Annotated in this window: 14 protein-coding genes and 1 tRNA gene; all 15 read right to left on the minus strand. The window is 53.2% G+C overall.

What is annotated here, in order from left to right:
• Positions 1-38: 38 nt before the first annotated feature.
• Complete coding sequence (locus tag BUA28_RS02155) at positions 39-1,043, minus strand: L-threonylcarbamoyladenylate synthase (RefSeq protein WP_072766482.1); 1,005 nt, start codon at positions 1,041-1,043, stop codon at positions 39-41.
• A complete protein-coding gene (locus tag BUA28_RS02160) occupies positions 1,040-1,792 on the minus strand; it encodes an endonuclease/exonuclease/phosphatase family protein (RefSeq protein ID WP_072766483.1) in 753 nt (250 codons plus the stop codon). The genes BUA28_RS02155 and BUA28_RS02160 overlap by 4 nt, the downstream gene beginning before the upstream one ends.
• A gap of 90 nt (positions 1,793-1,882) precedes the next feature.
• Entirely contained in the window at positions 1,883-2,983 is a 1,101-nt protein-coding gene (gene nadA / locus BUA28_RS02165) for a quinolinate synthase NadA (protein WP_072766484.1), read from the minus strand.
• A gap of 286 nt (positions 2,984-3,269) precedes the next feature.
• Positions 3,270-3,764, minus strand: a complete 495-nt coding sequence (gene nudB, locus BUA28_RS02170) for a dihydroneopterin triphosphate diphosphatase (protein WP_083569846.1) — start codon at positions 3,762-3,764, stop codon at positions 3,270-3,272.
• A gap of 118 nt (positions 3,765-3,882) precedes the next feature.
• Positions 3,883-5,649: an aspartate--tRNA ligase gene (gene aspS, locus BUA28_RS02175; RefSeq protein ID WP_072766486.1), complete on the minus strand. Its 1,767-nt coding sequence runs from the start codon at positions 5,647-5,649 to the stop codon at positions 3,883-3,885.
• A 29-nt stretch (positions 5,650-5,678) separates the two neighbouring features.
• Positions 5,679-6,344, minus strand: a complete 666-nt coding sequence (locus BUA28_RS02180; protein WP_072766670.1) for a DUF502 domain-containing protein — start codon at positions 6,342-6,344, stop codon at positions 5,679-5,681.
• 17 nt (positions 6,345-6,361) lie between these two features.
• Positions 6,362-6,658, minus strand: coding sequence for an FmdB family zinc ribbon protein (locus BUA28_RS02185; protein WP_072766487.1), 297 nt, complete (start codon positions 6,656-6,658; stop codon positions 6,362-6,364).
• A 463-nt stretch (positions 6,659-7,121) separates the two neighbouring features.
• Positions 7,122-7,316: a hypothetical protein gene (locus BUA28_RS02190; RefSeq protein WP_072766488.1), complete on the minus strand. Its 195-nt coding sequence runs from the start codon at positions 7,314-7,316 to the stop codon at positions 7,122-7,124.
• 444 nt (positions 7,317-7,760) lie between these two features.
• Entirely contained in the window at positions 7,761-8,852 is a 1,092-nt protein-coding gene (gene ychF / locus BUA28_RS02195; RefSeq protein WP_072766489.1) for a redox-regulated ATPase YchF, read from the minus strand.
• A gap of 97 nt (positions 8,853-8,949) precedes the next feature.
• Positions 8,950-9,525 (minus strand): aminoacyl-tRNA hydrolase, encoded by a 576-nt coding sequence (gene pth, locus BUA28_RS02200; RefSeq protein ID WP_072766490.1) that lies wholly within the window; start codon positions 9,523-9,525, stop codon positions 8,950-8,952.
• Positions 9,526-9,615: 90 nt separating this feature from the next.
• A complete protein-coding gene (locus tag BUA28_RS02205; protein WP_072766491.1) occupies positions 9,616-10,314 on the minus strand; it encodes a 50S ribosomal protein L25/general stress protein Ctc in 699 nt (232 codons plus the stop codon).
• A 127-nt stretch (positions 10,315-10,441) separates the two neighbouring features.
• The gene (locus BUA28_RS02210) at positions 10,442-11,392 is read right to left on the minus strand and encodes a ribose-phosphate pyrophosphokinase (protein ID WP_072766492.1); all 951 of its coding nucleotides are present in this window, start codon (positions 11,390-11,392) and stop codon (positions 10,442-10,444) included.
• 167 nt (positions 11,393-11,559) lie between these two features.
• Positions 11,560-11,634 (minus strand) — tRNA-Gln (locus BUA28_RS02215).
• Positions 11,635-11,638: 4 nt separating this feature from the next.
• Positions 11,639-12,484 (minus strand): 4-(cytidine 5'-diphospho)-2-C-methyl-D-erythritol kinase, encoded by an 846-nt coding sequence (gene ispE, locus BUA28_RS02220; protein ID WP_072766493.1) that lies wholly within the window; start codon positions 12,482-12,484, stop codon positions 11,639-11,641.
• Positions 12,485-12,499: 15 nt separating this feature from the next.
• Complete coding sequence (lolB, locus tag BUA28_RS02225; RefSeq protein WP_072766494.1) at positions 12,500-13,216, minus strand: lipoprotein insertase outer membrane protein LolB; 717 nt, start codon at positions 13,214-13,216, stop codon at positions 12,500-12,502.
• Between the last annotated feature and the right edge of the window lie 93 nt (positions 13,217-13,309).

Here is a 13,309-nt window from a genome sequence, read left to right on the forward strand (position 1 = left end):
CTTTATTTTCAAGACTCTTTGCCATGACACGCTATAGTTCAATCATCGCGCTGAACGGCACAACTTGCGCGTTGTAACCGATCCGCAATCGCCATCCAGCCTGGGTTATCCGGAGGGGCTTCCACTAGCAAGCAATCGAACCGTTCATGGTCGAAACGGCGCAATGTTCCATATAAAAGACGACCGTATCCCGCCGGTTCAGCAGGCATGGAAAAATAGACGATATTTTTGTTTTCGGCATGATCCATTTGTTGGTCCGACCAAGCTATTACCGCAACGCGCAATCCTTTTGCTCCAAGTTGGAGCGCGCGGGGGGATAATGATCCCGAAGGCCAGAGCTCCAATGGCGTTTCCGGCGCATAGTGAGACTTGAGCGCACCCGGCACGCGTACAGCAAGCTCCTCTTGTCCGGATAGTGTCACCCTGCCTTTCAATACCTCTGCCAGTGCCGGCAACGGGATGCCGCCAGGCCGCAATATAACGGCCATTTGGCCATCAAAGCCGACAATTGTGCTTTCCAGGCCAACTCGGCATGGGCCGCCATCCAGAATCATATCTACCGACTCACCCAGCTCTTCCCGCACGTGAGCCGCCGTTGTGGGACTTATACGCCCAAACCGGTTGGCGGACGGTGCGGCAAGCGCTTTCTCCGGGCCCAGTGCATTCAATAAGGCAAGCGCGACGGGGTGATCCGGCACCCGCAACCCAACCGTATCCTGGCCTCCCGTTACACTTTCCGGCACGTGACGGCTGCGCCGCAATACCAGAGTCAGCGGCCCCGGCCAGAAGCATTCGGCCAAATGCCAGGCCTGTTCGGGCACTTCTTGCGCCCAGCGTTGCAAGCCGGATGAGCCCGCAAGATGAACAATTAGCGGGTGATCCGCAGGCCGCTTTTTGATCTCGAATATGCGTCTCACAGCGGACGGGCTTGAGATATCCGCCCCCAGGCCATAAACCGTTTCGGTGGGAAAGGCCACTACCCCGCCCGTCCTTAGCAGCACAGCAGCAGCGGTGACCTGGCTGTGCGGTTCGGGTAATGTCATCTGAGCGTCATTGTCGCCGACAGCACAGCATGATCCGAAGTTTTCGACCAGGGATGGCCTCGATGCACCTGCGTCTTTTCTACCTGGAACCCTCGCACATAAATGCGGTCGAGCCGGAACAACGGTAATGCCGAGGGATAGCTGCGCGCCGCCCTACCCTCAGTCGACTCAAAAGCTTCGATCAGTCTAAATCGCTCAACCAGAACCCGGCTCGCCATTTCGCGCCAATCGTTGAAATCTCCGGCAATGACCAGCGGCGCCCCTCGCGGGACCAGTTGCTCGATATGCTGCCCCAACACTTGCAATTGCTGGGATTGCCCTCTCTTGAACAGCCCCAGGTGCACACATATGCAGTGAAGCCTTTCCGGCCAGCCAGGAACATCGATCTCGCAATGGAGCAGGCCCCGGCTCTCGAAACGATGCGCCGAAACATCGAGGTTGATCCATCGCATAATAGGGTAGCGGCTTAGAATTGCATTGCCGTGATGCCCTTCAGTATATACCGCGTTTTTTCCGTATGCGAAATCCGACCAGACCGAATCGGCAAGAAACTCGTACTGGGGGTTGCATGGCCAGTTTTCGAAACGCGCCGCGTGCCCCTTGTGGAGGCCGACCACTTCCTGCAAAAAAATGATGTCTGCATTAAGCGCGCGCAAGCTGTCACGCAACTGATGCAACACCATGCGCCGATTAAAATGGGAAAAACCTTTGTGAATGTTATAGGTCGCGATATGCAGCTTATTGAGCATATGGTGAACGTCAGCTTATCCCGGAAAATTGATATGCATGCTCCCCGCCGATATCCGTTTCCGGTTCCCTGGAGAAATCGTATCTTTTCATTATATTGAAACCTCCAGCATCCGCTCCAGTGCCAGCTTGGCAAGTACCGCTTCAGCAGCCGGCACATTGATCTGATTCACCACTTCGCCCTCGACCAGGTTTTCCAGCGTCCACGCCAGATGTTGTGGATCGATGCGCGCCATGGTGGAGCACATGCAGATTGTCGAGGCCATGAACTGCACTATTTTTCCTTCGGGTTTGAACTCCTCCGCAATACGGCTGACGAGATTCAGTTCGGTACCCACCAGCCAGCGGGTTCCCGCCTCCGCTTCGCGGATGGTCTTGATGATGTACTCGGTAGAGCCAACAAAATCGGAATTTTTACATACTTCGAAACTGCATTCCGGATGTGAAATCACTTTTCCGTCCGGATGCTGATTGCGGAATCGCAGTATGTGCTGCGGCTGAAACATCTGATGCACCGAACAATGCCCCTGCCATAGCAGGATTTTTGCTTTCCTGATTTGCTCTGGCGTCAGCCCGCCCAACGGCTCATCAAAGTCCCACACCGCCATCTCGTCCAGTGGAACCCCCAGCTTGTGGCCGCTCCAGCGGCCCAGATGCTGATCTGGAAAAAACAGTACTTTTTCGCGGCGCGAAAAGGACCACTCCAGAATCTTTGTCGCATTGCTGGAAGTGCAGACGATACCACCGTGCTCGCCGCAAAAGGCTTTTAGATCAGCGGCCGAATTAATATAGGTCACGGGCGTGATCGTCTCATCAGGGTCAAGCACTTCCGACAACTCGCGCCAGGCACGCTCCACCTTGGAAAGACTTGCCATATCCGCCATTGAGCAACCGGCTGCGAGATCAGGCAGGATGGTGATTTGCTCCGGCTTGGAGAGAACATCCGCCACCTCAGCCATGAAATGCACCCCGCAAAATACCAAATAATCCGCATCGGTTTCCACGGCAAGGCGCGATAGCTTCAGGGAATCGCCAGTGAGATCGGCATGCTTGTAAACGTCTGCACGCTGATAATGATGAGCGAGTATAACGACGCGCTTTCCGAGTGCGGCTTTAGCCTCCACAATGCGCTGCGCGCAGTCATCATCTTTCAAGTTATCAAAACGTTCAAATGCAATAGCTTCCGCTGACATGGCTACTCCTGTTCTTTCCTCTGGAAACGGTTAGACAACCTCTAATAGGACCCACATGGATCGCTTATCAAGAGCCGAGTTGGCAACTGCAATGCAACTGAGCTGTTAAAACTGGAATAATTCAAGGCATATGCGCCGTTGACGCGGTCCATCTGCACGGAGCATTTCATTTTTGAAACAGCTCATTACAGATGCTGTTTTGCCACGATTATGCTCCAGTATCCTGCTGGCAACTCGGGTAGCTATCCAAAGGTCTGCCTGGAAAATACTTTATCAGACCAATATCCTAACTATCGGTTCTACCCGGCTCCAGGCATGGATTTTTTTCGCTACGATTATTTCTGTCGCTTTTATCTGACGCCAGCTTTCGTATCGCCTCTGCGTTAGTCGGTGAAAAAACCTTTTCCACTGCTTTCTCCCAAGGAAACCAGGCAAAGCGGAGATGCTCTCTTGCTGCCACCAAGACCGGAACCGGCGCCGGCACGAGCAGGCCGAAAACATGCTCGGTATTGTGCGTCACCTCAGGTGCATACCGCCACCGCCATTCCTCATAAATCTCGTATTCGCTCTGAATGTTCCAGTCGGTCAACTCGTAGCAACTGGCATCCAGTCCGGTTTCCTCAGCCACTTCGCGCGCTGCCGTTTGCAGAAGCGTTTCGCCTTGATTCTGACTCCCCGTAACCGATTGCCAATACCCGGGATGATCCGCCCTCTCCAGCAACAGAACCTGCCTATCCGGCGTGTGGATAATTACCAGGACGGAAACCGGCGTCTTATAAATTTTCACCGCGAAGACTTCGCAAAGAATAGAGATTGGAAAAATTACTCCGACCTGCGGAGAGCGCTGTTTTCAATCCGGATCTCCGCGCGAGCATGCTCCGAGCTTTTGCTTTTGGCGCTTACATATTTCGAAGCTTGATGTGCAATTCGCGCAACTGCTTTTCAGCCACCGCGCTGGGCGCATGGGTCAGCAGGCATTGGGCGCGCTGCGTCTTCGGAAAAGCAATGACATCGCGGATTGATTCGGAGCCCGTCATCATGGCAACGATACGGTCGAGTCCAAACGCGATGCCGCCATGAGGCGGCGCGCCGTATTGCAATGCTTCCAGCAGAAAACCAAATTTTTCACGCGCCTCATCGGCGCCGATATTCAGCGCGCGGAATACCTTTGACTGTACTTCCTGGCGATGGATGCGCACCGAACCACCGCCAATTTCCGAGCCATTCAGCACCATATCGTACGCCCTGGATAATGCATTTCCGGGATCACTCTCCAGCAGGTCTTCGTGGCCATCCGCAGGAGAGGTAAACGGATGATGCAAGGCTTTCCAGCGGTTTTCTTCCTCATCGCGCTCAAACATGGGAAAATCGACTACCCATAAAGGCTTCCAGCCAGATTCGGCAAGTCCACGGTCATGCCCGACCCTGGCGCGCAACGCACCAAGCGCCTCATTCACCACCTGGGCCTTGTCCGCGCCGAAAAATATGAGATCGCCATCTTCCGCGCCTGTACGTTCCAGGATAACTTGTATTACTGCCTCTGGCAGAAATTTCAGTATCGGCGACTGCAGGCCTTCAAGACCCTTTTCCAGCGCGTTAACTTTGATATAGGCCAGCCCCTTCGCCCCATATATGGCTACAAAACTCGTGTAGTCATCTATTTCCTTACGGGATAATGTCCCACCCGCCGGTACCCGGAGCGCGGCCACCCTGCCGCGGGTTTTCAGGGCGGCTTCGCGGAAGACCTTGAATTCCACATCCTGCATCACATCGGTAAGCTCGGTCAGAACCAGCGAGACACGCAAATCCGGTTTGTCCGAGCCGTACCGGGACATCGCTTCTCCGTAAGCCAGGCGCGGGAAGGGACTTGGTAGATCAATATTCATTGCGCTTTTGAATATTCCGCAAATCATCTCTTCCATCAGCGCCATGATCTGGGCTTCGTTCAGGAAAGACGTCTCGATATCAATCTGGGTGAATTCCGGCTGGCGATCGGCGCGCAAATCCTCATCGCGAAAGCATTTGGTGATCTGGTAGTAACGGTCGAATCCGGCCACCATCAGGAGCTGCTTGAACAACTGCGGCGATTGTGGAAGCGCGAAAAAATGTCCCGTGTTGACACGCGACGGCACCAGGTAATCGCGCGCACCCTCGGGCGTCGATTTGGTCAGCATGGGCGTTTCAACATCGATGAAGCCATGCTGGTCGAGAAATACGCGAACCGCCATCGCCACCTTGTAGCGCAACCGCAGGTTTTCCTGCATTTTCGGACGTCGCAGATCGAGATAGCGATGTTCCAGGCGCACGGCTTCACTCAGGTTTTCATCGTCCATCAGAAACGGTGGCGTGAGCGAAGCATTGAGTATCTCGATGGACTGTGCCAGCACCTCGATTTCACCGCTGACGAGGTCGGGGTTGATGGTCCCAGCAGGACGGGGTCTTACCGTGCCGGTAACTCTGAGTACGAACTCGTTGCGAATTTTCTCCGCGCTTTCAAAAGTGGGCGCATTGTCGGGATCGCATACCACCTGCACCAACCCCTCGCGGTCGCGCAGATCGATGAATATGACGCCACCATGGTCGCGACGGCGATGCACCCAGCCATAGAGGGTGACATTCTGCTTCAGATATTTGGCATCAATGAGGCCGCAGTAGTCAGTACGCATGACAGCTCTGTAATCGGGGGAAAAAGAAATCAGGATTTGTCGCTTGAAGCAGAACTGGCAGCGCCATGCAGCAGCGCTGCCTGTGATTGGCTCGCATCTTTTTTACCATTGCCGGGTGCGACGACACCCATTGAAATAATATATTTCAATGCCGCATCCACACTCATGTCGAGCTCGATCACATCACTTTTCGGCATCATCAGGAAAAATCCGGAAGTAGGGTTGGGTGTAGTCGGCACATAGACACTCACATAGTCTCCCTTGAGATGGTTGGCCACATCACCGCCCGGGTGCCCGGTCATGAATGCGATCGTCCACGAACCCTTACGCGGATATTGCACCAGCAATGCCTTGCGGAACGCCTCCCCCTGACTGGAAAACAGCGTGTCGCTGACTTGCTTGACCCCGTAATAGATCGATTTTACGACCGGTATGCGCCATAAAACGCCTTCCCAGAATATCACCAGCCGCTGGCCGATGATATTCGTCGTCAGCAAGCCGGTGAGAAATACCACAAGCAAGGTCAATACAGTACCGACGCCGGGCACATATACGCCCACAAGCGCTTCAGGGCGCAGGGCCTCCGGCAAGAGCAGCAGGGACTGATCCATGGTACCAATGAGAAATTTCAACGCCCAGGCGGTAATGCCCAGCGGTACCCAGATCAAAAGCCCCGTAATGAAATAGCGTTTCACGTTAGCAGGTTGCAAGCTTACTCACCCGGGCAAGCTGGGCACGCAGCGCCCGAAGCTGGTGCTGCTGCAGGTCCGGTTTCACTCTTGACAGCGGCTGGCGCTTCCGCATCAGATTTCGGTTTTGGCTTTGCACCGTTCTTGAAATCGGTAACGTACCAGCCACTACCCTTCAATTGAAAGCCCGCAGCGGAAATAAGCTTGACATAAGCATCGCTGCCGCACGAGGGACACGCCGCAACCGGCGCATCGTTCACCTTTTGCAGATATTCTTTTTCAAAACCACAGGACCCGCAACGGTATTCATAGATCGGCATGACAGCCCTCCAATACAGCGGAATAGAAAAAATGGAATTATACCTCAACCACTTGCCTAACCGGAAAATATGGGCTGCAAGCGCGGATTACAAGATGGAGCTGCGGATATACCTGAATATGCTTTTGGCGTGCAGCAGGATGGGTGAAGCGTAGCACTGTAGGTCGGGCTGCGCCCGACATCGTTTTTTGATCGTCGGGCGCAGCCCGACCTACCAAACTATTGAGCAATCCACTCATCAAACTGAGAATGGTGCACGGAAATATAGCTGAACGAACCTCGGATTAATACCGAAATACGGAGTTTGTGTGATTAAGGGTAAGAAGTGGACATAGGAAACAGGAAATCGAACCCGAGTAAAATACTGATAGGTGGATATCGAAAATGGCACGGTATGTTTTAAGGCAGATCTACAGCGCGTTTCCACTCAGCGCAGATCAGACCTGACATGACATATCCGATTTTCAATGCACGTTAATGATGTAATCATCGCGATTGAGAGAGTGATAAGGTTTTTCCTGACAAAATCGAGTGAACGCCAAATCTCCAGCTTCAGCTTCCGAGTCAGCTTCAATATTGTAGTCGGCTAGAACGCCACTGTAATTAGGCTCGCCTTTTATAGATGGCTCAGCAGGTGTTATAAGGACTTTGTATCTCATAACGTTACCTCCTTTTCATATTTATCCCACTCTATTTCTTAGAAGCCTAGCAGAACTGGAATACATGTCCAGCTTAAAGATGACGATCCCAAAGAGATTGGGTCCCAAACTGCTGTAACTCGGTGAGGTGAGGTAGCCACCGCTTGTGGTTCGGTAAGCTGACGTTGTCGAACTGCCCAAGAAATACCGGCGGTATCTGCGCCGCATCAATATTCGAACGCCGCTATTTGGACATCGACTACTTCAAAGAGGGGTTGCGGCATGCGCCGCCGTCAGTGAGGACAATAACGTTGTGTTCTTCAATGACCGACAAGATCATTCGTCATTGACGAGCCAAAGGAAATTACAACAGATTTTGGACCTGATTCAAAAAGGCCCATGAGCAACCGGCATGAAAGAATTTTCGAATTTCCTGATGCTTCTCAAACGTCAGAACGCGAGCGCTTAGACGTTAAACCGAAAGTGCATCACATCTCCATCCTTGACCACATACTCCTTGCCTTCGAGTCGCATTTTTCCGGCTTCCTTGGCGCCCTGCTCGCCTTTACAAGCGATGAAATCCTCGTAAGCGATAACCTCGGCGCGGATGAAGCCTTTCTCGAAATCTGTATGAATCACTGCGGCGGCCTGGGGCGCGGTATCTCCTTTTGATATGGTCCAGGCGCGCACTTCTTTCACGCCGGCGGTGAAATAAGTTTGAAGGCCGAGCAGTTGGTATGCTGCACGAACCAGACGATTCAATCCCGGCTCTTCCAGATTCATATCGTCCAGGAAGATTTGCTTATCCTCGTCCTGCATCTCTGCAATTTCCGATTCGAGAGCTGCGCATATTGCTACCACCGGCGCACCCTCGCGCGCGGCATATTCTTCCACTCGGCCCAGCAACGGATTATCAGTGAAGCCCTTTTCATCGACGTTGGCCACGTAAATGGCTGGCTTGGCGGTCAGCAGGCAGAGCGGTTGCAGCAGTTGTTGTTGTTCCTTGTCCAGCCCCATACTTCTGACGGGTTTACCCTGGTCGAGGTGTGCCCGTGTCGCTTCCAGTAGCGCCACCAACTTGATCGCATCCTTATCGCCGGATCTGGCGAGCTTGGTTTCTCGATGCAATGCCTTTTCCGTCGTAGCGAGATCGGCTAGCGCCAATTCGGTTTGTATGGTTTCGATATCCGAAACCGGATCGACGTTACCGGCAACATGCACGACGTTGTCATTGACGAAGCAACGCACCATATTGACGATGCCGTCTGTCTCGCGGATGGTGGCAAGGAATTTGTTTCCCAGCCCCTCGCCCTTGGATGCGCCCGCCACAAGACCGGCGATATCAACGAACTCGACGATGGCGGGTTGCACTTTTTGCGGCTTGACGATGGCGGAGAGCGCAGTTAAACGCTTATCGGGAACCTCGACGATACCGACATTGGGCTCGATGGTGCAGAACGGATAGTTTTCCGCGGCTATGCCGGCATTAGTCAGTGCATTGAATAGAGTGGATTTCCCCACATTGGGCAAACCAACGATACCGCATTTCAGGCTCATAAGTTTTTCGAACTGTAAAGATTAGAAGATTTCAGACTAAATGAATCCTGAAATGTAAAGATGAGATGAACCGCCGGTCTTTCGCAAGACTTACCGTTTATTCCTTACTTTTGGTGTGCAATTTCATCATCGCTGCCTGACAATTGCCCTCCGCGATGAGCGGCCAGACTTCCAGGCTGCGGTGAATAGCGTCGTCTATCAGCGCCGCTTCTTCCCGGCGGGGAGGCTGCAATACATAATTCACCACGGCGTTTTTATCGCCTGGATGACCGATGCCAATGCGCAGGCGCCAGAACTCTCTGGTGGCAAGATGAGCAGCGATGTCCTTCAAGCCATTGTGTCCACCCAATCCACCGTCCAGCTTCAGTCTGGAGGTTCCGGGCGGCAAATCCAGTTCATCATGAACCACGAGAATCTCTTCGGGCTGAATTTTATAAAAGCGGCACAAGGCTGCAACGGATTTTCCGCTTACGTTCATATAGGTTTGAGGATTGAGCAGCCACAACTCTGAATCACCCTGCCCAATGCGCGCACACAAGCCGTGAAATCTGGCTTCCGCTTTCAATGTGATACGCAATTCATCAGCCAGGCGGGATAGCCACCAAGTGCCAGCGTTATGGCGAGTGGCCGCGTATTCCTTACCGGGGTTGCCAAGACCGACAATGAGTTTCATTGAACGTAACAGGAAAAATACGCTTGTTCATTAAAGAAAAGCCCGCTGGAACAGACATGGCTCCAGCGGGCCTCACGTAAATTACAGGGTTTATTTTTTCTTTCCGCCGTCTTTCTTGCCGGAATCCTTTTTCTCCCCTTCCTTTGGAGCTTCTTTCTTCTGTACCGTTGTCGGGATATCGCCCGCGGCCACGACCGCGGCGGCTTCCTCCGCTGCCACTGCTCGCGGAATGACGATGGTCGCCACAGGCAAATTGTCGCCCTTGGTGATCGCCGGAATTTCCACACCTTCCGGCAGCTTCAGATCGCTCAGGTGCAACGTATTTCCGGAAGCCAGCTCGGCCAGATCCACCGAAATGAATTCGGGCAGGTCTTTGGGTAAGCAGGAAATATCCAGTTCGGTAAGCACGTGGCTGACGATCCCGCCGGAAAGCTTCACTCCGGGGGCAATGTCCGCGTTAATGAAGTGCAATGGCACTTTCATGTGTATTTTCTTGTTCGGGTCGACACGCTGGAAATCGATATGCAGCACTTGAAGCTTGAACGGGTGCATCTGGATGTCGCGCAATAGAACCCGTTCTTTCTGGCCTTCCACATCCATGGAAAGGATGGAGGCATGGAAGGCTTCGAGCTTGAGCTTATGATAAAGATTATTATGATCCAGCTCGATTGCCTGGGCCGGGTTTTCTCCGCCGTAGATGATTCCCGGGACGACACCGGAACCACGCAGGCGGCGGCTCGCACCCTTGCCCTGCAGTACGCGCTTTCTGGCGCTGATTTCAATTTGCATCTGTTTTCTCCAAAATGTGGATCATCCGCGACCAGATGATCCTGATTAATAAAACTTGTACCGTTCCCGAAATTCTTGTTGAGATATTTCTTTTTTCTCTTCTTCCGAATTCGTAGATATGTCCTTCTTATTCCATGAACAGTGAGCTCACAGAATCTTCATTGCTGATCCTCAGCATCGTTTCCCCCAACAGACTGGCCACGCTCAGCTGATGAATACGAACACAAGCTTTGGCGTCCTCCCGTAGCGGAATTGTGTCGGTGACCACCAATTTATCAAGGGCGGAATTCTCGATGCGTTCCACGGCGTTGCCCGACAGTACCGGATGGGTGCAATAAGCGAGCACTCGCTCCGCCCCTTGCTCCTTCAAGGCACGGGCTGCTTCACACAGGGTATTGGCGGTATCTACCATGTCATCCATGATTACGCAGGTACGCCCCTCAACCTCGCCGATAATGTTCATTACCTTGGCGACGTTAAATTTGGGGCGGCGTTTATCTATGATTGCCAAATCACATTCCAGGCGTTTTGCCATCTGTCTGGCCCGTACCACTCCGCCCACATCAGGAGAAACCACTACCAGGTTCTGGTAATCGTTTTTCCACAGATCGCCCAGCAGGATCGGCATGCTATAAATATTGTCCACGGGAATATCGAAAAATCCCTGAATCTGGTCGGAATGCAGATCCATGGTCAACAATCGGTCTATCCCGACGGTGGTCAGCATGTTAGCTACCACTTTGGCGGTGATTGGCACCCGCACCGAACGCGGCCGTCTATCCTGGCGGGCGTAGCCGAAATAGGGTATCGCCGCCGTGATTCGCCCAGCGGAAGCCCGCTTCAACGCGTCCACCAAGACCAGCAGTTCTACCAGTGTATCGTTGGTAGGCATGCAGGTGGATTGCAACACGAACACATCCTTGCCTCGGACATTCTCGAGGATTTCCACCATCACCTCGCCGTCGCTGAAACGACCTACCGTGGCACGGCCGATACGGATATTCAGATGCCGCACCACATCCTGAGCCAGCTTGGGATTGGCGTTGCCGGTAAAAACCATCAAGCTATCGTAGGCCATGGCTGGAAGCTATAAGTTTGAAAATTCTAAACCTGGAACTGAGGGATTCAAGCGAATACAAGCGGCTCTCGCACGTCTGATCCGGCTGGGCCTGGAAGCCTGACTACGCTTCCGTGGAGTGCGCGTGGGATTATTCGGAGGTTCCTTATATTTCAAAACCTGAAAACTGGCTGGGGAGGTAGGGATCGAACCTACGAATGCCGGAATCAAAATCCGGTGCCTTACCACTTGGCGACTCCCCAATAACTATTCCGCAAAATCATGCATGGGATGATGGTTCAGTCCCTGTGCCACAAAACCATTCATACCGGACGGAACTTGCGACAGCGCCGACCTTGCCGCCCGCTCTGTGGCGAACTCCGCAAATACGCAAGCGCCGGAGCCCGTCATTGCAGCTATCCGGGGACCATCGAGCTGCTTCAGCCATTCAAGATGGCGCGCCACATCTGGATATAGCCGGCATACCACCGGTTCCAGATCATTATGCCCGTGCTCGATGGAAAAGGGCGGTATTTTGATTGGGATTGTGTTTCGTGTCAATTCCTTGCTGCCAAAAACCTGCGCGGTCGACACGTGCACGGACGGCGTCAGGACCAGATACCATGCGTCTGGCAGGGCGATAGCCGAAAGCGCTTCGCCTATGCCTTCAGCAAAGGCATTGGTTCCGAAGATGAATACCGGCACGTCCGCACCCAATCTGAGTCCCAGTTCTAATAGCCGACTCTTTTTCCAGCCCAAGCCCCACAAACGGTTGAGTCCAAGCAATGTCGTGGCCGCATCGGAACTGCCGCCTCCCAGCCCGCCTCCCATCGGAATACGCTTCTCTAGAAAGATATCGACACCCAGAGAAATGCCGCTTTCCTGTTGCAGCAACCTTGCGGCACGCACACACAGATCCTTGTCTTCAGGTACACCGGGAGTTGGCGTATGCAACTTAACCAAGCCGTCTGTCCGTGGCGCCAAATGAAGCTGATCCGAAAAATCCAACAATCGGAACACAGTTTGCAACAGGTGATAGCCATCCTCCCGACGTCCTACTACATGCAGGAACAGATTAAGTTTGGCGGGAGCAGGGCAAGCAAGTCTGGTCATCAAATCCACGTGGCTTCAGCGGTCCCCTGGGTTCCAGTTATCTATTATGAGTTTTATCTGAAGACCGTTTCGCTTAAGTACCAATAACCTCGGACTCGGATACGTAGTCCCGGACTGCCTGGCTTGTGTCAGCGCCGCAGGGGCATAGCCCGCATAATCAATTTCCCATCCGTCCTGCCGAATAGCCACCACGGACCCGTCCATGTCCAGGTCTATCGCCGATGCCGTAGTGGGCGAATTCAGGCTTTGTACCCAGTATTGCAACCCTATGAGGGGCAATCGCCACCCTAGCGCCTGTTCCGTCAGGCTTTCCACATCGGTCGCGTAATAACGCTTGTGCTCGGAGGTAGTCAGGTATACGCCATCGGTAGTGTGCTGAATTTGCGCCAGCGTCTGACCTAATGGAGAAAGCAGAAGAATTTCATCGCCTCTGTCGCTGTGACGCCATTGTACTCCACCTGAGAAGCTTTCTTTGCCGCCCTTCACCGATACCCTGCCAATAAGCCCGAAATCCGCTGCCGTCGCGTTGGTCAGACCGGCAACAGGTTCGGTGACGATAGTGCTGACGGCATTTTTGTGGGTATGACTGCTGAAAGTAGCGCACCCCGAAAAAAAAACCGGTATGAGCAGTATGCAGAATATGAAAACCTGCCAAGAGAAAACGAAATCTTGTTTTAACGGCAGACCCACCCGGATGCCTGGCTGCATCGTCGCAATACCAGAATGACTCATATTATCCCAGACAATTCATTAGGCGGCTCCGCGAGCCTGTCCGAGTGCTGGCGGTTAGTTGGCGGCCATTTTCGCCGCCATTTTTGCTACCTG

Origin of the sequence: Nitrosospira sp. Nsp11 (assembly GCF_900142705.1) — a bacterium.
In the GTDB taxonomy this organism is placed as follows: Bacteria; Pseudomonadota; Gammaproteobacteria; order Burkholderiales; family Nitrosomonadaceae; genus Nitrosospira.